General features: G+C 64.5%; 15 protein-coding genes, 1 tRNA gene and 1 pseudogene. 8 read left to right on the top strand and 9 right to left on the bottom strand.

Annotated elements, in window-relative coordinates; translation table 11 throughout:
• Window positions 1–83 precede the first annotated feature (83 nt).
• Window positions 84–1,109: a hypothetical protein gene (locus CBW24_RS07255; RefSeq protein ID WP_097373150.1), complete on the top strand. Its 1,026-nt coding sequence runs from the start codon at window positions 84–86 to the stop codon at window positions 1,107–1,109.
• Window positions 1,110–1,125: 16 nt separating this feature from the next.
• Here CBW24_RS07255 and CBW24_RS07250 read toward each other — a convergent pair whose 3' ends face one another.
• A complete protein-coding gene (locus CBW24_RS07250) occupies window positions 1,126–1,539 on the bottom strand; it encodes a DUF3830 family protein (protein ID WP_088663916.1) in 414 nt (137 codons plus the stop codon).
• A 280-nt stretch (window positions 1,540–1,819) separates the two neighbouring features.
• On the opposite strand from CBW24_RS07250, the gene CBW24_RS07245 reads away from it, so the two are divergent.
• A complete protein-coding gene (locus tag CBW24_RS07245) occupies window positions 1,820–3,700 on the top strand; it encodes a PhoX family protein (protein WP_097373149.1) in 1,881 nt (626 codons plus the stop codon).
• A 198-nt stretch (window positions 3,701–3,898) separates the two neighbouring features.
• Here the strand turns inward: CBW24_RS07245 and CBW24_RS07240 are convergent, their stop codons facing one another.
• The 6 genes from CBW24_RS07240 to ku all read right to left on the bottom strand — a co-directional run bounded on the left by CBW24_RS07240 (window position 3,899) and on the right by ku (window position 14,337).
• Window positions 3,899–4,672 (bottom strand): aldolase/citrate lyase family protein, encoded by a 774-nt coding sequence (locus tag CBW24_RS07240; protein ID WP_097373148.1) that lies wholly within the window; start codon window positions 4,670–4,672, stop codon window positions 3,899–3,901.
• Window positions 4,673–4,796: 124 nt separating this feature from the next.
• Window positions 4,797–7,229 (bottom strand): HWE histidine kinase domain-containing protein, encoded by a 2,433-nt coding sequence (locus CBW24_RS07235; protein ID WP_232530259.1) that lies wholly within the window; start codon window positions 7,227–7,229, stop codon window positions 4,797–4,799.
• Between the two features lie 253 nt (window positions 7,230–7,482).
• Window positions 7,483–7,860, bottom strand: a complete 378-nt coding sequence (locus CBW24_RS07230; protein ID WP_097373147.1) for a response regulator — start codon at window positions 7,858–7,860, stop codon at window positions 7,483–7,485.
• 17 nt (window positions 7,861–7,877) lie between these two features.
• Window positions 7,878–10,862, bottom strand: coding sequence for a GAF domain-containing protein (locus CBW24_RS07225; protein WP_097373146.1), 2,985 nt, complete (start codon window positions 10,860–10,862; stop codon window positions 7,878–7,880).
• A 126-nt stretch (window positions 10,863–10,988) separates the two neighbouring features.
• A complete protein-coding gene (gene ligD / locus CBW24_RS07220; protein ID WP_097373145.1) occupies window positions 10,989–13,445 on the bottom strand; it encodes a DNA ligase D in 2,457 nt (818 codons plus the stop codon).
• Between the two features lies 1 nt (window position 13,446).
• Complete coding sequence (ku, locus tag CBW24_RS07215; RefSeq protein WP_097373144.1) at window positions 13,447–14,337, bottom strand: non-homologous end joining protein Ku; 891 nt, start codon at window positions 14,335–14,337, stop codon at window positions 13,447–13,449.
• Between the two features lie 314 nt (window positions 14,338–14,651).
• Between ku and CBW24_RS07210 the strand changes: the two genes are divergently transcribed.
• Together CBW24_RS07210 and CBW24_RS07205 are read left to right on the top strand one after the other, a co-directional pair.
• A complete protein-coding gene (locus CBW24_RS07210; RefSeq protein ID WP_097373143.1) occupies window positions 14,652–15,455 on the top strand; it encodes an alpha/beta fold hydrolase in 804 nt (267 codons plus the stop codon).
• Complete coding sequence (locus CBW24_RS07205) at window positions 15,455–16,792, top strand: sensor histidine kinase (protein ID WP_097373142.1); 1,338 nt, start codon at window positions 15,455–15,457, stop codon at window positions 16,790–16,792. The genes CBW24_RS07210 and CBW24_RS07205 overlap by 1 nt, the downstream gene beginning before the upstream one ends.
• A gap of 348 nt (window positions 16,793–17,140) precedes the next feature.
• On the opposite strand, the gene CBW24_RS07200 is transcribed toward CBW24_RS07205, so the two are convergent.
• Together CBW24_RS07200 and CBW24_RS07195 are read right to left on the bottom strand one after the other, a co-directional pair.
• Window positions 17,141–17,350, bottom strand: a complete 210-nt coding sequence (locus CBW24_RS07200; RefSeq protein ID WP_088663907.1) for a cold-shock protein — start codon at window positions 17,348–17,350, stop codon at window positions 17,141–17,143.
• 266 nt (window positions 17,351–17,616) lie between these two features.
• Entirely contained in the window at window positions 17,617–18,537 is a 921-nt protein-coding gene (locus tag CBW24_RS07195) for a hypothetical protein (RefSeq protein WP_097373141.1), read from the bottom strand.
• Between the two features lie 219 nt (window positions 18,538–18,756).
• Here CBW24_RS07195 and CBW24_RS07190 point away from each other — a divergent pair.
• From CBW24_RS07190 to CBW24_RS07180, 4 genes and pseudogenes are all read left to right on the top strand, one after another.
• Window positions 18,757–18,846 (top strand) — tRNA-Ser (locus tag CBW24_RS07190).
• A 151-nt stretch (window positions 18,847–18,997) separates the two neighbouring features.
• The gene (locus tag CBW24_RS18615; RefSeq protein ID WP_232530257.1) at window positions 18,998–19,342 is read left to right on the top strand and encodes an Arm DNA-binding domain-containing protein; all 345 of its coding nucleotides are present in this window, start codon (window positions 18,998–19,000) and stop codon (window positions 19,340–19,342) included.
• 15 nt (window positions 19,343–19,357) lie between these two features.
• Window positions 19,358–19,813 (top strand): annotated as a pseudogene (locus CBW24_RS18810) (phage integrase central domain-containing protein); the annotation flags it as partial.
• Complete coding sequence (locus CBW24_RS07180; protein ID WP_374708996.1) at window positions 19,701–20,423, top strand: tyrosine-type recombinase/integrase; 723 nt, start codon at window positions 19,701–19,703, stop codon at window positions 20,421–20,423. The pseudogene CBW24_RS18810 and the gene CBW24_RS07180, both read left to right, overlap by 113 nt.
• Window positions 20,424–20,437: the final 14 nt, after the last annotated feature.

Here is a 20,437-nt window from a genome sequence, read left to right as displayed (position 1 = left end):
CACATTACATTCCAGCGCTGTCAACCTTTTGGTCACTTTGCGCCCGCGACCCCCGCTATTGCGCCACATCGCGCAGGCCGTGCATGACCACTCCTCCACCGAAAAATTCTGGCCCGCCCGCCGCCGAAACCGCCGCCCGCGCCGCCGAGGCGCTGTTTGGCCAGCGGGTGGAGCGGATCACCGGGCCCGGTGGGGCGCGGCGGGCCAGTGTGCGCGTGCATTTCGACGATCACAGCGTCATTGCCTCATGGCGGGCCGATCCCGATCGCCGCGCGCGTGAAATCGCCCTGCTGACCCATCTGACGCAGGCCGGAGCGGATGTGCCGCGCCCGCTTGGGCTGCAGGACGGATGGAGTTTCCAAACCGATGCGGGCAGCCGCCGCCTGACCAGCGCGCTGCTTCGGCGCGAAGGCGCAGCGCGCGACGATCTGGCTGCCGCCGCCTGCGAAAGCCTGCTGCGCATCAAATCCGCCGCGCGGGGGGGCGGGTTTTTGGCCGGTCTGCCCGTGATCGCAAACGGGGCCGATTGGCTGGCGCGCTTTGCCGACGGACCTCGGCATCTGGGGCGTTTGCTGCACCGCCCTGCCCCGGACTATGACGCGCAGGTGCTTGCTGGAGGCATGACCAGCCTGCCGCTCTCCTTCATCAAATGGGACGCGCGTCCGGGCAATGCCGCGCTGTCGGACGACGGACGGGTGATCTGGTTCGATTGGGAGGATTACGGCCGCCGTGCCGGGGTGGAGGACGCGGCGTTCCTTGTTGCGGATGAATTCTGGCCGATTTCGGCGGCACGGTCGCTGGAGATCCTTGACGCGACCGGCTTTGTCACCGGGCGCAGGTTACCGCTGTTTTTGCGGTTTGCCGTGCTGCACGCGGTGCATCGCTGCCGTCTGATCGTGGCGCAGCGGGATCGCCATGGCTGGGCCGATCCAGACCATGCGCGCCGCTACGACCGCATCGGCACCGATCCCGATCTGCTGGCGACCTGCGCAGCCAATGGCGCAGCTTTGGCCACGCGCGATGCGCTGACCGAGCCCTTGGCGCGCTGGCTGGACGAAGTCGCGCACGCCGCCCGCACCGAGGCCCGCGCCCGCGCGATGCCGGACTGATCCTGCGCGTGGGGGCTTAGGCCAGCTCGAACCGGATGTCCTGCGCGCCCTCCCACAAAACCTTGGGTCCGATCTGCGCCAGACGGTCGAGCCCAGAGGTCAGCGTGATGAAGTGATTGCCCGCCAACTGCCCCATCTTCGAGGCGAAATGCACACCGCCATAGGCCAGCAGGATCTCCGTTTCCGATATCCCGCCGGGATACAGGATGATCTGCCCCGGCGCGGGATAGCTGGTGTGGTTTTCGTAGCCGACGCCGAAATCGGTCTCCCCAAGAGGGATCCATACGCCCTCGCCGCTCCAGCGGACATGCACCACCTGCCCGATGAACGGCATACGCGCACGGAACGCGGCGACGGTCTTCGGGGCGGCCTCCTCCTCGAAACGGGCGTCGAAGGTGACACCGGCGATGGTGACGGTCAGGTTGGTCATGGCTGATCCTTAGCGGTTCGGGATGGCGCGGCGCGGCAACAGCGCGTGATTGCAGTAAAGGCTTAGCTGCGCGGGAAAATCCACCCGCCGCACACGCGGACCACTCCCGGGTGGCGCAACGGCATGTCACCTGCGCCAGCCACCCCCTCGACGCGCCGCATCAATCGTTACGCGGCTGTCGCAGTTCCGTCATTGGACCGTCAGATAAAAATGAGACCTCGCGTGCAGCGATGGCCTGCCTCCCGCGACCATCCTCAGCCATGCGCCAAAGGAATATATCATGGATATCAAGAAAACCGTCGACCTGTCCTGGGATGACTTCGATGAACTGCGGTCGCCGCGCCCGGCCGACAATGATTTCGATCAGGTCGTGGAACGCGCCGTATCGCGCCGCGGTTTTCTGGGCGGCGCACTGGCCTTTGGTTCGGGCGCTGCGGTGTTTGGCTCCGGCGTGCTGGGTCAGGCGGGCCGCGCGGCCGCGCAGACCAGCGGCTTTGCCTTTACCCCCGTGCCCGCAGGCACCGGGTTCGATCTGACTGTGCCCGAAGGTTATGATTGGAAGCCGCTGGTGCGCTGGGGTGACGCGCTTTGGTCCGAGGCCGATGGCGCTTATGGCAGCGACGGCGTCGTGCCCGTTGCGATGTCTGACAAAGTCTTCGGCGAGAACACCGACGGCATGGAAACCTTTGACGTGGATGGCCGCACGGTTCTGGTCATCAACTCGGAATATGCCAACCCGCAGATCAACCTGCCCGAGGCCTCCGAAGGCATGGCCGCCAGCGCCGATGAGGTGACACTGCTCAAGAACATTCAGGGCGTAACGGTGATGGAAATCGCCGATAGCGGCACTGGGTTCGAGGTGGTCAAGGACAGCCCCCTGAACCGCCGCATCACCCATGACACCCAGATGACGATGGACGGCCCCGCTGCCGGTCATGCGCTGGTGCAGACCAATGCCGATCCCGAAGGCCGCTCGCCCAAGGGCACGATGAACAACTGCGGCTCCGGTCGGACGCTGTGGGGCACCTATCTGACCTGCGAAGAAAACTTCAACGGCTACTTTGGCGCCACCGGCGAGATGCCCGCGACCGAAGGCTACGACCGCTATGGCATCGGCGCCGAAGGGCGTTACGCCTATGAGACGTTCGACCCCCGGTTCGACCTGACCACGGAACCCAACGAGCCTAACCGCCACGGCTGGATCACCGAGATCGACCCCGCCGATCCCGCAAGCACGCCGGTGAAACATTCCGCTCTGGGCCGGTTCAAGCATGAAAACGCCGCGATGGTGCAGGCCGCCGATGGCCGGATCGTCGTGTATATGGGCGATGACGAGCGCGGCGAATTCATCTACCGCTACGTCTCCAACGGCACATGGGCCGAGGGCCAGCCGACCGATGGCCTGCTGTCGGATGGCACACTTTATGTCGCGAAGTTCAATGACGACCAGACCGGCGCATGGCTGCCCCTGACGCCCGAGAGCACCGGCATGGCGATCGAGGAAATCCTCGTCTTCGCCCGGATGGCAGGCTCCAAGGTGGGCGCCACGACGATGGATCGCCCCGAATGGATCGCCACCAACCCCCTGCGGGCCGAGGTCTACTGCGCGCTGACCAACAATAAAAACCGGGGCGTCAGCGGCAATGCCGGTGGCGACGCGGCGCCGGTCGGCGGCCCCAACCCGCGCGAGGTCAACAATTACGGCCAGATCGTGCGCTGGTGGCCCACGGACGAAGACCACGGCGCGGACAGCTTTAGCTGGGATCTCTACGTCATGGCCGGCAACCCCTCCGCCGCCGAAGGCATGTATCGCGGCTCTGCCAATGTGACGCCGGGCAATATGTTCAACTCGCCCGATGGTATGGTGTTCAGCTCCGACGGGATGCTGTGGATCCAGACCGATGGCGATGACAGCAACGAGGGCGAATTCGAGGGCATGGGCAATAACCAGATGCTTGTCGGCAACCCCGAAACCGGCGAGATCGCCCGCTTCCTGACCGCGCCCAACGGGGCAGAGGTCACCGGCCTGACATGGTCGCTGGACCGCAAGGTGGCCTTTGTCGGCATCCAGCACCCCGGCGGCTCCTGGCCCGATGGGGAGGGCAAGCCCCGCTCCGCTGTGGTCGCCGTCTGGCGCGAAGATGGCGCGACGATCGGCTAAGTCCGATTTGCACACCGGATCGAAGGGGCGGCGCCGCGGGGTGCCGCCCCTTTACATTAGGCGCGGTGGCGAAGGCCTATCATCCCGCCCGCGCCGATATCGACGCTCCCCATATAGCATTGCAATTTTCGTGGCTCGCACCGCCGCCGCACTTGCGCGCCCCCGGACCAGATCCGGCAGGCTACGGTGCAGATGGGCTCAGACCTCCGCGCGGAAGGTTTTTAGCAATGCCGTGGTCTGGTCCGCCAACACGGTGACATCCGCCCCAATCGCCACGAAGGTCGCGCCCGCGTCGATGTAGCGCCGGGCCAGCGCGCGGTTGACGGTCAGCACGCCTGCAGGCTTGCCCAATTCCACGATTCGGCGGATCGCGGCTTCGACGGCGGCGACGACCTCCGGGTGGTCGGGTTGCCCCAGATGGCCCATGTCCGCCGCCAGATCGGCGGGGCCGATGAACACGCCGTCGACGCCATCGGTGGTGGTGATCGCATCAAGGGCGTCGATGCCCGCGCAGCTTTCGATCTGGACTAGCAGGCAGACCTGTTCATCGGCAGTCTGGGCATAGTCGGCATCGCGGTTGAACGACGACGCCCGCGCCAGCCCGGCACCCAGCCCGCGGACACCATTGGGCGGATAGCGCATCGCCCGTGCCAGCATCTGCGCCTGCGCGCCGCTTTCGACCATCGGGATCAGGATGGTCTGCGCCCCCATGTCGAGGATCTGCTTGATTAGGCTCGTCTCCCCCACCGGCGGACGGACAAGCGCATGGCTGCCGCCGCGCCCGATCGCCTGCAACTGCGCAAGGATGCTGGGAATGTCGTTTGGCGCGTGTTCCCCGTCGATCAGCAGCCAATCATAGCCTGCGCCGGCGCAGATTTCGGTCGTGTAGGCATTGGCCAGCGCCAGCCACAGTCCGAATTGCAGCCGGCCCTCCGTGAGCGCGGATTTGAACGGATTTGGCAAAGCGGGCATGTGAGATCCTTTCTAGGTGCGGCCATCGCAGCATCGGTGTGCAAACCGAAACAGCATGACACGCCCGACGACAAGGATCTTCTGCCCGCCGCGCGGCCGCCGGCCCCGGTGCGCAACATCGGTGCTACTTGCTGTTCGCGGCCTCCTGCACCGATAGCGCGGCGGCGAGCGACTGGATCAGGTCGTCGGCGGCGATGGGCTTCTCCACCCAAGGCGCGTCCTTCAATTCGCGCGGCGTGTTGACGGTGCCCGAATATCCCGTCGCGAACACGAAAGGAATGTCGCGCGCCCGCACGACCTGTGCCGCGGGCCAGACCAGTTCGCCATTCAGGTTCACATCGAGCACGGCGGCGTCGTAGCTTTCGGCGCCGACGACGGTCAGCGCTTCCTTCAATGTCGTCACCGGACCGATCACGGAGCAGCCCGCCGCGCGCAAGGCGGCGGTCGTTTCCTGCCCGACCAGATGTTCGTCCTCGATGACCAGCACCTTCTTTTCCCGCAGCGCGGCACGATCGCCGGCCAACGGCACGGCAGGCGCGGCAGCGGGGGTCACGGTGGTTTCCTTGGCCCGCAGGGTGGCCAATGGCAGCGTGATTTGCGCCCGCAGCCCGGTTGGCGCGAAATCCAGATCCACGTCGCCATCCAGATCGGCGGCGAGCATCCGTTCGATCAGCACGGAGCCAAAACCACGGCGGCTGGGCGGGCCCTCAATGACCGGGCCGTCACATTCCTGCCAGTCAAACGCCAGCACCGCCTCGCCCGCCTCGCGGGTAAGCCGCCAACGCGCGATGATCCGCCCCTCGGGACGCGACAGCGCGCCATATTTCGCGGAATTCGTTCCCAGTTCGTGCAGGGCCAGCGCCAGCGTCTGCGCGGCCTTTGGCGTGATCTTCAGATCCGGGCCATCCAGCACGATGCGCACACCCTCCTCGTCGCGATAGGAGGCCAGCGCCGTTTCCAGCAGGGCCTCGAAAGAGGCGCCTTCCCAGCGGCTGCGCGCGACAAGCGCATGGGATTGCGCCAGCGCGGAAATGCGTCCGATCAGCCGGTCCGCCGCTTCGGGGCCGAGTTCCTGACCGCGGGCAAGGCTCTGCCGGGCGATGGACTGCACCACGGCGAGGATGTTCTTCACCCGGTGGTCCAGTTCCGCCATCAGCATGTTGCTGTGATCCTCGGCCCGCTTGCGCTCCGTCACGTCTCGCACAAAACCGGTGCCGCGCGTAGCCCTGCCGTCGTCATCGGTCTGAAACACGCCGGTGCCGTGGACATGCCGCGTGCTGCCGTCGGGCGGTGTGACACGATAGGCCAGATCAAACGGGCGGCTGTCGCGCACACACCCGTGCAACTCCTCCTCCACCATCGCGCGATCTTCGGGATGGATGCGGCCCATCCAATCCTCGACACGGACCGTTCCGTCGTCAAATCCCAGTATGTCGCGCCCGCAGGCATCGACGGTCGCGTCGCCGGTATCCATATCCCACGTCACCCAGCCGAGGCTAGAGGCCGTCGTGGCCAAGGCCAGCGCATCGCGGGTTTCGCGCAGGTGATGTTCGCTCAGACGCCGGGCATCTTCGGCCTCCGCGCTTTTCACGGCGGCATGGGTGCGCTGCGCGACCTCCTCCGCCAGTGCGACATCCGCCGGATGCCAGCAGCGTGGCTTATCGGCGTGAAGCGCCAGCACGGCGACAAGCCGCCCGTCGCGCATATGCGGCACATTGAGAACCGCGCGAATGCCGCGCTGCGCAAAGGTTTCCGTCGCCTCGGGCGTGTTGGTGCGCGGGTCTTCCTGCACATCGGCGATGGCAACGCTGCGCCCGGCCTTCAGATCGGCGATGAAATCAGCGCCGAAATCCTGCAACCGGTGGCGCCCGACATTGCTGGGCATGCCGCCTGCGGACCAGTCGGTCTTGATGATCGCGTACGCGCCGCTGTCGTCAATCGCGGCATAGGCGCCCTGCTGCACGTCCAGATGACGGGCCAGAAGCGCGGCGGCCTCGTAGCTCAGCGCTTTGGGGTCACGCTCGGCGCGGAACCGCTCGGTCAACTCGACCCGCAGCCGCGCGCGACGTTCCTCCAGCACCTGATCGGTGATCTCCAGACAGGGGCACAAAAACCCCTGAACCACCCCCTCTGCATCGCGCACGGGTGTGTAGGAGAATGAAAAATGGGTTTCCTCCAGATACCCGCGCCGCAGCATCATAAGCGGAATGTGGTCCATATGCAGCGCCTCGCCTGCATAGGCCTTGGCGACGATCGGTTTCAGGTCACGATCCCAGATCTCTGCCCAGATTTGGTCGAAAGGCTGCCCCAGCGCGGGATGCTTCCCGGCGAGGATTTCGGAATAGGAATCGTTATAAAGGCAGGTTCGCTCCGGCCCCCAGACCAAGAACATCGGCTGGCTGGAACTCAGCATCAGATCCACCAGCACATGCAGCACCTGCGGCCAATCCTGCGCCGGGCCGAGCGAGGTGCCGGCCCAGTCGAAGTCACGGATCAACTGGCCCATCTCGCCACCGGCGGCAGGGCGCGTCACGCTCCCGGTTGTCTCGACGTTCAAACGGCATCTCCGATTCGTGCAGGTGGCGGGAGCGTCGCTCCGCGCCGTAACAGATAGGGTCTACAGCGTCAGGCACCACCATTTCCGTCGCTCTCGCGCGGTCGTGATCGGTCCCGCAGTTAGGCGAAAACCGGCGAGCCGGGCTACGGACCGGGCAAAAGGGCCAATATCGGAACGGGCCGACGCCTCGGCAAACGCAGGCCGAGCAACCGGGGTTCCGCCGCAAGACGGAAAGCCGCCCTGCCCGCTGGGTTCAGTTGTCCGCGATCTCCGTGCGCAGGCGCTTGGCCAACACCGCGGGCGTGGTCGGCTTGGTAAAGACCTGAACCTCGGGATGGGCTTCCCGCAGACGCTCCGGCAGGCCGACGCCCGTATGCACCACCACTGGCACTTCGGGGCGCAGGGCGTCGAGAACGGGACCGATGTCACCATCGGGCAAATCCACATCCACAATCGCCGCATCGGGCCGCGCCGTCGCGATCAGGGTCAGCGCCTGCGCAACGCTCGTCGCAGGTCCAAGCGCCGTGCCGCCCGCATCCTCGACCCCAAACGCGAGGTTCAGCGAAATAAACGGCTCATCCTCCACGATAAGCACCTTGAGACCATCCAGATACCGAGCGGTGTCGGGCATGTGTCACCTCCCAATGTCTATTGTGAAAGCCGATCAAACGCGGCGGTCAGGTGGATCGTCACCCCGCCGGGCGTCCAGTCATATTCGATTGCGCCGTCCAGCTGACCGGTGGCGCTTAGCCTTGCGAGCTTGCTGCCGAATCCGCTTTGCGTGGGCGGGCCTGTGACTGCTGGCCCTCCGGTTTCTGTCCAGTCGAGATGCAGCATGTCGTCGCTTTGGTGCCACGCCACGCGGACCTGCCCGCCCGGCGCCGAAAGCGCACCATATTTGGCGGCGTTGGTCGCAAGCTCGTGCAGGATCAGCGCAAACCCGGTCGTCGCCGTAGGGCCCAGTTCCACCGGCGGGCCGGACAGATCGAGCGCCCCGGCGCGCCCCTCCACATGCGGCGCCATCACCACCTCAATCAGCTTATCGAGCCCGCTTGGCGTGACCTCGGCATCGCCGGAGGTGATGGAACTGCTGATCAGTTCATGCGCCCGTGCCAATGCGATCACCCGGCCTGACAGGGTTTCGGCCAGTTCTTCGACGCTGCGGGCATGGCGCGCGGTCATCGTGATCATCCCGGCGGTGATCGAGAACAGGTTCTTCACCCGGTGGTTCAGTTCCCGCAGCAGCAACTGGCGGGCTTCCTCGGCGCGTTTGCGTTCGCTGATGTCGAGAATGTTGCAGACGGCGCCCTGAAGCTCCCCCTTCCAGTAGACCGGGCGCACCCAGTATTCGACGGGGAAGGACGTGCCATCGGTGCGGTAGAACACCTCGTCATCGACATGCGCCATGCCGCCGCCCGATGCGACCTGATAGATCGGACAGCTGGTTTCCGCATAGGGCGTGCCATCGGGGCGGGTGTGATGGATGATGTCGTGCAGTTGCTTGCCCACGACCTCCTCCTCCCGCTGGAAGCCGAGCATCCGCAGGAACGCGGCATTGCAGCGGGTGGTCTTGCCTTCGGTATCGACCGCATAGAACCCGTCGGCAGTGGAATCGAGCAACAGCGCCAGATCCGCCTCGCGCCGCTCAAGATCTACCTCGATGCGGTGGCGCTGCTCGATATCCAGAAGCACGCCGGGGAACCGCAGCGGCTTGCCGTCCTCGTCCAGTTCGCACAGGCCGCTTGCCTCCACCCAGCGGTAATTGCCATCCGCATGGCGCGCGCGATATTCGGCGCGGTAGACCCCGCCCGCGCGCAGCGTCGCGTCAATGAGCGTGGTCACCCGATCCAGATCGTCGGGATGCACGGAATTCGTAGCCTCGGACAATGACATGCCCTCGCGGCAGCGGTCGGGATCAAGACCAAAGGCCCGTGCAAAACGGTCATCGGCGGTGATCGTGTCCGTCGGAACATGCCAGATCCATGTTCCGATAATCGCCCCCGCGGCCAAGGCCAGTTCAACCCGCTCCTGCGCCAGTTCCAGATCGCTCTTGATCCGGATCAGGTCGTTTTCGGCGCGGCGGCGCACTTCGATTTCGCGCTGCGCAGATTGATAAAGCCGCGCGTTATCGACCGCGATGGAAGCCTGCCCCGCAAGCCCCTCCATCAGCTTTTCATGATGCGCAGTGAAGCGCCCCGGTTCCGCATGACCAAAGAACAGTCCGCCGAGAACCTCGCCCGACCGCGAAATCACCGGCACGGCCAGATAGCTACGCACCGGCAGATGCCCTTTGGGCATGCCACGGTAGGGCGCATTGCGGGCATAGCGCGGATCGGTGGTGATGTCGTCCGAGCGCACGATCCCGGTGCCTGCGAATGTCGGCGCAAAGACATCGGTGTTGCGCGGCATCGGGAAATTCGCAAACGCTCCGCTATCCACCCCCGACAGGGTATAGAGCGTGTAGCTTTCGCCGACCTTGTCGACGATGTTGTAGAAAAACGCCCCGAATTGCGCGCCGATCAGATCGACGCCCGCATCGGTGACCATCTGCACCAACGCTTCGTGATCCAGCTCCGCCGCGACCCCTGCGCCGGTGCGGTTCAACGTCTCCAGCAAGCGTTTTTGATCGTTGAGCGCCTCCTGCGCGGCGTAACGCTCAAGGATCAGCGCGGTGATCCGGGCCACGAGGTCCAGAAACTCCGCCTGACGGGGCGATGGTAGGCCCGGCGTGCTCTGATAGACGGCTACGACGCCCAGCACCTTATCCCGCGCGCCAATCACCGGCCGTGACCAACAGGCGCGCAACCCACGCGACAGCGCGGCGTCCTCAATCCCCTGCCACAAGGGATCGCTGGCAATATCGGCAACCATCACCGGCGCCCGGCGATGCGCCGCAGTGCCGCACGACCCAGAGGCGGGGCCGATGGGCAGGCCATCAATCGCAGCCGTGAACTCCGCGTCCAGCCCGATGGAGGCGCAATGCGACAGGCAGGTGCCAGCTTCGTCCGTCATCTGGATCGAGCAGACAGCGTCAGGCCCAAGCACGGTCTGCGCCGTGCGCATCACCTCTTCGAGGATGAGTTGCAGCGGACGTTCCTGCAATGTCAGTTCCAGCAGCGTGTGTTGGAAGCGCTGAACCTCGTCACTATCCGGGGTATCCTGCGCATCAGCTTGCGGACCGGCGGCGGCCTCGGCTGGGCTCACCACGGTGCACAGCATCCCGGCCACGTCGCCCGCATCGTCGGTCACAGGGGTCAGAACCACGTCCTGCGCCGCGCCATCGGGGGACAGGGCCACAGACAGCCGTGCCGCCGTGCCCTGCGCGACCGCCGTGCCGAGCGCCTGCCAAATCGGTGCCGCGCCTTGCGTCACGGGCTGGCCCAGCGCCGCCGGGTGCGCGGGACCGATCAGGCTGCGCGCCGCGTCATTGTAAAATAGGGTCTGCTGGCGTCCCCAGATCAGCAACCCGGGCAGAGGCGAGGCCAACAGGATCTGCACCGCGCTGCGTAATCCCGCAGGCCAGCCATCAGGCGCGCCCAAACGTGCGGCGCGCCAGTCACGCGCTGCAATCAACCTTCCGGTTTCGCCCCCCGCCCGGAGAAACGCCAGCTGTGTGTCACCGTCCGAGATCATGCCCGTTCCCCTTATTCCCGCGCCATATAGCACGCGGAAATTGCTGGACAACAAGGCGCAGACACGCAGCCGCGCAAATAGCGTTCGGGCCGCGCACAGCCTGACCTGCCCCAGCCAGATCAGCGCTTAGTCGTCCGCCTCCTGCGCGGTGGCAAGCGCCGCTTCGAGCGCGGAGATGCGCGGCTCGGTCAGGCTCCCCGGATCGGGCAATTCCGGATCGGGGATGTCGCCTGCCTGCACGCGGGGCAGGTCGAACACCTGTGCGCTGTCATAGCCACGCAAGTCGTCCCAGCGGACCGGCACCGCAACGGGCGCTCCAGCCCGCGCGCGCAAGGAATACGGCGCAATCGCCGTGGCGCCGCGTTCATTGCGCAGCCAGTCGATAAAGATGCGGCCCTTGCGCTTGGCCTTTGACATGGTGGCGACGAAACGGTCGGGCTCTTCGGAGGCCAGCAGCGTGGCGAATATGCGCGCGTATAGCTTGACCGTGTCCCAGCCCGCGACACGGCGCAGCGGCACGACCACATGCACCCCCTTGCCGCCCGACAGCAAAGGCCAGCTTGGCAGGCCCAGCGCCTCCAACCGGTCGCGCAGATCGGAGGCCGCCGCGGTCACATCGGCAAAGCCAAGCCCCGGATCGGGGTCGAGGTCGAACACCATGCGATCCGGTCGGTCGAGCCTGTCGCGGCGACTGCCCCATATGTGCAATTCCAGCGCCCCCATTTGCGCAGCGCCCACCAACCCCGCAGCATCGGTGACATACATGTAACTGGCGGTCCCCCCATCGGATTCCTCCAACGCCATTTCGCGCAACGCGTCAGGGAAGCCCTTGCCCGCGTGCTTTTGAAAAAACGTCTCTCCCTTTAGCCCTTCGGGCAGACGCAGCAGGGATAGCGGGCGATCGGCGGCAAAGGGCAGGATGCGGTCCGCCAAAGCCGCGTAATATTCCGCGACCTGCGCCTTGGTGATGCCGGCATCCGGGTAGACCACACGGTCGCCGCTGCTGATACGCAGGCCAGCGACGGTCAGCTTGTCTGCGGATTGCCCTGCATCCGTATCCATTACGGCCTCCGTGCTGCGGTCATTGTCGATCTCCACATCCTTGGCGGGTTTGTCTTCGCGCAGGCCCAGATAGCGGGCGTGCCGCAACAGCCCGTTGGCCGTGCGCTCGGCATATTGCACCTCCGCCACCAGCCGTGGCGTGATCCATTGCGCATCGCGGGTATCGGCCGGGTCGGCCTCCGCCGGTGGGGTTTTTCGGCTGAGGGGCCGCATGGCGCGGATCAGCCTGTCCATGTCATCCTCGGAGAAGCCTGTGCCGACCTTACCGACATAGCGCATTTCCCCCCCGGCATTGGCCCCCAACAGCAGCGAGGCAAACGGACGCCCGCGTTTGTCGCTGGGTTGCCAGCCCAGAATGACGAACTCGTCCCGCAACTCGCATTTCACCTTCAGCCAGTCCTTGGTGCGGCTATGGCGATAGGGCGCGTCGATCCGTTTGGAGATCAGCCCCTCCCCCCCGGCCGAGCAAATATCGCCGAAGACCTGTTCGGGGCGGCGTTCGATGATGGGGGATAGCTGCACGCGGCCCAGTGGAGACATGCCGCGCCACAGATCCTCCAATTCGGCACGGCGGTCTGTCAAAGGTGCGCCGGTCAGATCCTTGCCGTCACGCTCCAGCAGATCGAAGGCATAGAACCGGAACGGACCGCCTGTCTTCAGCGCATCCTGCAAGGCGGAAAACCCCTGAATCCCAGCGCCCGCCACGATTTCCCCGTCGATCAACGCACTGTCACATGGCAGATCGTCAAAGGCGGGCAGCAGGCTGGCGAAACGGTCCGACCAATCCTTGCCATTGCGGGTATACGCCTTTGGACCGCCCTGCCCCAAGGCCACCATGCCGCGATAGCCGTCGAATTTCAGTTCATGCCACCACGCATCCCCCTCGGGCAGCGTATCGCTCAGGGTCGCCAATTGCGGCTTGGCAAAGCGCGGGCGCTTGCCCTCGCGCAGATCAACGGGCGGCGCGTCCTTGCGTATCTCCGCCAGACTGCGGCGGCTGGTGACGCCCCGCCGATACTGGGTCACCGGATCGCGGCGGCCTGCGACCTCATCCTCCTGCTTCGTCAGCAGCCAGTTTTCGCGTTTCTCCTTCGTGTTCATACGGATCAAATGCCACGCACCCGACAGACGCACACCGTGGAGACGAAACTCCAAATGGCCCTTGCGCAGCCCCTTATCCACCGGGGTCAGCGGCTCCCAATGGCCCAGATCCCACAACATCACCGCACCCGCCCCATAATGGCGCGCGGGAATATTGCCTTCGAATTCAAGATAGGAGATCGGGTGATCTTCGGTCCGCACGGCCAGTCGCTTCTCCCCCAGATGAAACGAGGGACCACGGGTGACCGCCCAGCTTAGCAGTGCCCCGTCCCATTCCAGACGCAGGTCGAAATGCGTGCGGGTCGCGGCGTGTTTTTGTATACTGTAGCGCAGGGCAAGCGCAGGCGCGGCCCCCGCATCCGATGGCTCCGGCGTCGCGCTGAAATCGCGCCGCTCCAGATATCGGTCGAGCCGCCCCATGTTACGCGGATTTCGACCGGGAGCCGCGCTTCGCCGGGGTCGATTTGCTCTTGGTGCCGGATTTGCCGGAGGTGCCTTTCGCCGCGGACTTGCCCGCTGACTTATCCTTGGCGAGGCTCTGCTTGAGCGCGGACATCAGATCAACGACGTTGTCGTCCCCCCCGCTGCTGCGGTCATCACCGGTGCGGGCGCGCGGGGTCTTTTTGTTGCGGCGCTTGCGCTCGATCAACTCGCGCAGCCCGGCATCATAGCGGTCCTGAAAAATGCTGGCATCGAACGGATCGGATTTCCGCTCGATCAACTGGGTCGCCACCGACAGCAGATCATCATCCGAGGCTTCATCCTCGATATCGGAAAACAGTGGATCGGCCTCGCGGATCTCATCGGCGTAATGCAGGGTTTCCAGCAGCAGCCCATCGCCACAGGGTTTGATCGCACATAGGTATTCCTTGCCACGCATGGTCAATTGCCCAAGGCCGACCTTCTTGGCCCCGCGCAACGCGTCGCGCACCACGCGATAGGCATCCTCGGCCAGATCGTCGGTCGGCACGACGTAATAGGGCCGGTCGAAATAAAGCGGGGGAATTTCGCAGAAATCGACGAACTGGACCAACTCCAGCGTCTTTTTGGTTTCCAGCTTGATGGCGTCGATCTCGTCAGGTTCCAGCAGGAGATATTCGTCGTCGCCCAGCTCATAGCCCTTGAGGATGTCGCCGGCCTTGACCGGACCGATCCCGGGCACGGTTTTCTCATAGCGCACCCGTTTGCCGCTGGGCCCGTGGATCTGGCGGAAGCTGACGCGTGCGCCCGTTTTGGTGGCCGAATGTATCTCCACCGGAATGGATACCAGCGACAGCCGTAGCTGTCCTTTCCAGACTGCGCGCGAGGCCATGCTCGTCTCCTTGTGCCTTGAGCATGTAACGCCGTTACGGCAGGTTTGGTTCGCCGCGTCCCGTCAGCGCCGCCCCTCCAACCAGCCGTTTCGGACCAAGGTCAGTTGCAACCAACTGAAAAAGTGAACAAACAACGCTTGACCGGGCCATGCGCGCGTTAGACTTAGGTCGCACTTGTCCGGTAAGTGGACCGCACCGCCCCGACGCACGCATGAGGCCGCATCTTGGCGCAGGCGGGCATAGCGCCACAGCGCAAGATACGTTAAATTCAAAGGAGACCGGTATGAAAGCCCGGTCGCCGGGAAGGTCTGGTATGATACGCGAACGCAATCAGGTTTCCGTCGCCGGCCTCGCGAATGGCCAACCCATTGTTTTTGTGCACGGCTTTGGCTGCGATAAATCGATGTGGAAACAGGTCACCCCGGCCTTCGAGACGACGCATCGCGTAATCACCTACGATCTGACCGGGATGGGCAGTTCCGATCTCACCGCCTACGACCCTGCGCGATATCAGGATTTGCAGGCCCATGCCGACGATCTGCTAAAGATTCTTGACGATCTCGATCTGTCGAATGCGATCCTTGTCGGTCACTCGATCGGGGCCACGATTGCGCTCCTCGCCGCGAACCGCGCGCCGGATCGGGTGGCACGGCTAATCTTTGTGTCGCCGTCGCCGTCGTTCCTCGACGATCCGGAGGCGGGCTATCGCGGTGGTTTCTCCCGCGAGGATATGCTGGAACTGATCACCTTTCTCGATGAGAACCATCTGGGCTGGTCGGCGCAAATGGCCCCCACCCTGACGGGCGCGCCCGCCGGGGCCCCGGCGAGCGAGGATTTAACGCAAAGCTTCTGCCGCACCGATCCCACCATTGCCCAGCATTTCGGGCGCACGACCTTCTTTGCCGATCAGCGCGCGGCCTTTACCGGCGCGGTGCGTCCGGCGCTGATCTTGCATTGCGACAATGACGCGCTGGTGCCGATGCAGGTTGCCGAGTGGATGCGCGATCATGTGCCCGGCGCACAACTGACCGTCCTGCACGCCCATGGACATTGCCCCCATATGACAGTGCCCGCCGACGTCGTCGGTGCGATGCGCGATTTCCTTGAGGCCGGGTGATGGCCAAGGATGGCTCCGCCGCTCAGGATCAGGCTCTTGCCGAATTGGTGGCCGATGCCCCGTGTGGGATCGTGCTGACCGATCCCGAGGGGCGGCTTCTCTATGCCAATGAAACGCTGCATCGCTGGACCGGCATGTCGCCTGTGGCCGATGACAGCCTGCAGCGCCTGCCGGACCTGATGACCCTGCCGGGGCGGCTGTTCTACGAAACCCATATCGCGCCAATGATGCAGCTTCAGGGCTTTGCGCGCGAAATCTCCTGTGCGTTACGGGTGCAGGGCGGCGCGCCGCTGCCGGTTTTGCTGAGCGGGGTCGCGCGCCATGACGCGTCGGGCAACCCGACCCGCTATGATTACACCATCTTCGACATGCGCGAGCGCCGCGTCTACGAGGACGAGCTACGCACCGCGCAGAAGCATGCGGATGAGTTGGCCGCCATCGTGCGCAGTTCCCCCAATGCGATCCTGCGGGTCGACGATGCCGGTCTGATCCGCAGCTGGAACCGCAGCGCAGAGCGGCTGTTCGGCCACACGGGCAAGGATGTCATGGGCCGTGCGGTGCTCGACATCGTGCATTTCGCCGATCACCCGGACTGGTTTACCCATGCGGTCGCAATTTGCCGGACTGAGCCCGAAGCCGTGCTGGAACCAAGCGGCGCGCATGGCCATGATTTTGAAATCACGGTGGTGCCGATTGAAAGCGACGATCTCGCCGATCCAAGCAGATCCTATTCGGTGATCCTGCGCGACATCTCCCAGCGACGCAAAGTTGAGCGGCGGCTTCAGGTCGCGATGGGCGAGATGAAGCACCGGGTCAAGAACACGCTCGCCGTCGTCTCGGGCATCGCCCGGCAAAGCCTGCCCTCGGAACTGCGCGACGAATTCATCGGACGTCTCCACGCCCTGTCGCGCGCCCATGACGTACTGACCGACGAAGGCGTGAAGGGGGCCGATCTGCGCGATCTGCTGGCGCTCACCGCCGAAGAGGCCGGCGGCCCGACACGGTTCCGCGTCTCAGGGCCGAGCGTGCCCCTGTCCGCCGCGCAGGCCAGCAGCCTTTCGATGGCGCTCCACGAACTGACCACCAACGCGCTGAAATACGGCGCCTTGTCCGAACGGGGCGGATATGTGCAGGTCGATTTCGATCATGGTGTCGTAAGCCCGGGTCGCGTGCGGCTTGTCTGGCAGGAACGGGACGGGCCCTCTGTCACACCGCCGCAGCATCATGGCTTTGGCAGCAAGATGATCAACCGCGTGCTGGCCGTCGATATCGACGCGCAAGTGGAGTTCGACTATCGCCCGAATGGCATCGTCTGTGCGATCAGCTTCGACGCCTGAGCGGAGCGGGCCCTGCCCTGCTCTATTGCTCGGATCGACCGCGAGCCATTGCCAGACCTGAGACATGCCCCGCGGGTGCAATTGGAGGATGTCAGTTCCGCCAGCCCCGGATGGCACCTGACCTCCGCCCCTCCATCGCGCGGCAACCACACGGGTCAGCAAGGTCGGTTGCAGGCAGAAGATCCCGCCACATCACGGCCGTCGCGCGGAAACCCGCAGACCGGGCAAAAAATAAGCCCCGCCGAATGACCGGCGGGGCTTTGTCACGTCCGCGTTCCGCAGGCCATGCCATCCGGCGCGGCGCAAGCGGAACGGGGGTCGGGGGCTGACGCCGCCCGACGCGAAACCTTAGCCTTCGAGCTTCAGGTTGGTCGCGGCTTCTTTGCCGTTGCGACCGGTCTCGATGTCAAAGGAGACCTTCTGGCCATCGTCGAGCTGGGAGATGCCTGCACGCTCCAGAGCGGAGATGTGCACGAACACGTCCTTGCTGCCGCCCTCGGGCGCGATGAAGCCGTAGCCTTTGGTGCTGTTGAACCATTTCACGGTGCCGTTGGCCATCCGTCTGTTCCTTCCGATAACTCTGCCCGCGTTGTGCGGCAGCTTGGCCCGTCAGTGCTTGATCGAACTGGGAGCCGGAAAACGGAGAACAGTGGTCGATAGCGAAAAACGTCGCCGGGTTGGAATGCGCTTTTTCAGCGGGCCTTGCAACTCATTTCTGCCGCTTTGAAACGGATCGGAGGGGATCCGCCGGGTTGTGATCCCCCGCTCGGCCAAGGCGCCGACGTGTAAAAGGTGCGCGGCCCGCCTCTTCATCGCAGGTGCTTTCAGGGTGCGGGATCGGGCACCGGCGCCTCCGCCACCGCGATAGCCCCGTCGTCATAGCGCGCATGGCGCATTCGTCCGGGCGCATGCGCTATGTCATTGTCGTTGCTGAAAGACGCGCCCACCGCCACCGCCCGACTGGCCGAGGCACCCCCGGCCATCATCCGCTGACGCAGGCTGCAACTGAACTCATTGCAAATCGCCGCGCGGGCGTTTCGATCCAATGTGCATCCCATCTCGGCCTGAAATACGCAGCCCCGCTGAAGATGCCGTTCCGGCAGCCGGGCGACGTAGCGTTCGCGGAGCGCCTCGGCAGTTAGTTCAGGGTCGCGCAGACGCTGCTGCGCAAGCGTTGGCACGTCGGTAAAGGCCAGCTCATCATGCCCGGTCGCGCAGCACATGCCACGACACGCCACACAAGCCAGCACGCCCACCTCCTGCCCCGCGCCCTCCGCCGCGGCCTGTCGTTTTGCCAAATCTTCCCGTGCGGCGGCGAGATGCGTTTCCTCCTCAGGGCCGAACACCTCCGCCAACAGCATATCGAGCCGCAGCAGATAGGCATCGCGCAGGTGCACGGGCACAGGCACCACCCGCGCGCTGGTATGGGGCACCAGATGCGGGGTCAGACCCTCGGCCTGCAAGGCCGCAATCAAAGGGCTCAGACGCGCAGTGATCCGTGCGCCGCGCGCCTCATCCTGAGCCTGCGTATGCCGCCGCGCTTGTTCGGCTCGCGCCGCGCGATCCCGCGTCATGCAGGTCAGACCGTCACAAAGCGCCCCATGCGCGACCTGCTGCCCGCAATAGCGGCACTGATCCTCCCGACGCGCCGCCCCGTGCAACGGCGGCGGCGCCAGACGCGGAGGGGTATGACGCCCAGTGCCGTCTGCCCTGCTGCTTGCCATATCCCCGTCATACCCGGTCATGGTCCCCACCGCCCTGCGCCCATCATCCTGCGCCCCACCGCTCTGAGTCCTTCCGTCTATCCCCTGCAGCCTACCAGCCCCGCGCCTCGACACGCAGAGATTTTCCACACACCGTCTTGCGACCGCTCCACAGATGCCGTGTCGTCAGGGGGGCAAAATTTGCCAAAGCACGGGATTTTCGTCTTGTTTCCCCATTGGCCCACAACTATACGCGTCGGCGGAGACGTGGCCGAGTGGTCGAAGGCGCTCCCCTGCTAAGGGAGTAGGCGGGAAACCGTCTCGAGGGTTCGAATCCCTTCGTCTCCGCCACCTACCAATTTCGTTCGATCTAAATGGGCCGCCGCGAGCGGCCTTTTTCATTGGTTTTGTAGGATTTTCTTCCCAATTTGCTTGTCGTTCGGTTTCTTTCGGTTCAGCCTGATGACGTTCCTTGTGTGGTATGAAATGTGGTACGAGTACGATGGCGCTTTCCGGAAAGCTGACCAAGAAGCTGGTGGAGAACCTCGGCGCTGGGCGTCATGGCGATGGCAACGGCCTTTATCTTGTGGTCGATCCCACAGGCGCACGGCGCTGGATCGTGCGCGTGGTGGTCAAGGGGCAGAAAAACAGAAACGGTGGCCCGCTCCGAACGGATTTCGGCTTGGGCAGCGCGGAGCTGGTGTCTCTGCCCCAAGCCCGAGAACGCGCGCTGGAATATCGGCGGATGGCGAAACAAGGACTGAACCCGCGATTCAATGCGCAGCGGGAGGTGCCCAGCTTCGAGCAGGTGGCGCAGCAAGTGCATATCGACCGCATGCCCACCTAGAAGAACGTAAAACACGGGCAGCAATGGATCAACACGCTGCGCGATTATGCTTTTCCCAAGATCGGACGCATGCCGATCGACGCCATTGGTCAGCCCGAGGTCATGATGTGCCTTGCGCCGATCTGGACAGAGGAACACGAAACCGCCAGGCGTTTGGCCCAGCGGATCAAGGTCGTGCTGGACGTGGCACGCTCCAAGGGCTTCCGCACCGGGGAAAACCCAGTCACAGCCATCAAGGAGGCCTACGTCCTACCCTCTCCGGGATTATCTCGCCCTGCCGCGCAGCGCCTCAGCACCACAATCCAAGCAGCGCCCCAAGGAATACCCGACGCTGGAAGAGGCCTGGTACATGGTCGATTTGATGCCCCAGACGCATATCCTGCAACGCCGGGATCGAGCGATGGTTGCCTTCGCCTTCATCTCAGGGTTTCGGGCCGCCACGCTTACCGCGCTGCGCTTGAAGCACCTTGACCTCGATCGCCTGTCAGTCCTGCAGGACGCGCGCGATGTGCCTGCCAAGAACGGCAAGACCTATCGCGCCAAATGGTTCCCGCGGACGGAACGCTTCCAAGAGGTCTTCCTGAACTGGGTTCGGGAATTGAAATACTTCGGCTTTAGGCCGCAAGACGCCTTGTTCCCCGATGGCAGGTCCCTCCATACGCGCGCCCCAGCCGCGGCCCCGGTGGCGCCATTGGCTTCGAGCAAGCCATTGCAGAACGCCTTTGCCAAGGCCTCGGCGCGGCTCGGTAAGGCCTACACGCCGCACGCGGCGAGACACACGCTGAAAGCGCTCGGCGCCACGATGTGCCGCTCGCAGGAGCATCGAAAGGCTTGGTCGATGAACCTTGGTCACTCGAATGAGCAAATCACGGAGAAACACTACGCGAAAATGTCCCAAGCTCGCAGCGGCGAGCTGATCGAGACCCTTTGCTCAGATCAGGTCTTCACCGAGGAAGAAAACGAGATGATCATTGATTTCTTCCAGCACCGTTTCCCGCGGGGCACCTCCGAATACGTCGCGGCAAAGCGCCTTGCCGAGAAGCGCGACAAAGCGCGAGGAGACTGTGATGTGCTTGAATAAACAGTAGGCGGGCC

Source organism: Pacificitalea manganoxidans, assembly GCF_002504165.1.
In the GTDB taxonomy this organism is placed as follows: Bacteria; Pseudomonadota; Alphaproteobacteria; order Rhodobacterales; family Rhodobacteraceae; genus Pacificitalea; species Pacificitalea manganoxidans.
The sequence above is the reverse complement of the archived record's forward strand: the minus strand, read 5'-3'. Positions and strand labels throughout refer to the sequence as shown.

Bases quoted from the DNA above. Each gene is read 5' to 3' on its own strand.
- CBW24_RS07255 (WP_097373150.1), top strand. From the start codon at position 84: ATGACCACTCCTCCACCGAAAAATTCTGGCCCGCCCGCCGCCGAAACC.
- CBW24_RS07250 (WP_088663916.1), bottom strand. From the start codon at position 1,539: ATGACCAACCTGACCGTCACCATCGCCGGTGTCACCTTCGACGCCCGT.
- CBW24_RS07245 (WP_097373149.1), top strand. From the start codon at position 1,820: ATGGATATCAAGAAAACCGTCGACCTGTCCTGGGATGACTTCGATGAA.
- CBW24_RS07240 (WP_097373148.1), bottom strand. From the start codon at position 4,672: ATGCCCGCTTTGCCAAATCCGTTCAAATCCGCGCTCACGGAGGGCCGG.
- CBW24_RS07230 (WP_097373147.1), bottom strand. From the start codon at position 7,860: ATGCCCGACACCGCTCGGTATCTGGATGGTCTCAAGGTGCTTATCGTG.
- CBW24_RS07225 (WP_097373146.1), bottom strand. From the start codon at position 10,862: ATGATCTCGGACGGTGACACACAGCTGGCGTTTCTCCGGGCGGGGGGC.
- ligD (WP_097373145.1), bottom strand. From the start codon at position 13,445: ATGGGGCGGCTCGACCGATATCTGGAGCGGCGCGATTTCAGCGCGACG.
- ku (WP_097373144.1), bottom strand. From the start codon at position 14,337: ATGGCCTCGCGCGCAGTCTGGAAAGGACAGCTACGGCTGTCGCTGGTA.
- CBW24_RS07210 (WP_097373143.1), top strand. From the start codon at position 14,652: ATGATACGCGAACGCAATCAGGTTTCCGTCGCCGGCCTCGCGAATGGC.
- CBW24_RS07205 (WP_097373142.1), top strand. From the start codon at position 15,455: ATGGCCAAGGATGGCTCCGCCGCTCAGGATCAGGCTCTTGCCGAATTG.
- CBW24_RS07200 (WP_088663907.1), bottom strand. From the start codon at position 17,350: ATGGCCAACGGCACCGTGAAATGGTTCAACAGCACCAAAGGCTACGGC.
- CBW24_RS07195 (WP_097373141.1), bottom strand. From the start codon at position 18,537: ATGACCGGGTATGACGGGGATATGGCAAGCAGCAGGGCAGACGGCACT.
- CBW24_RS18615 (WP_232530257.1), top strand. From the start codon at position 18,998: ATGGCGCTTTCCGGAAAGCTGACCAAGAAGCTGGTGGAGAACCTCGGC.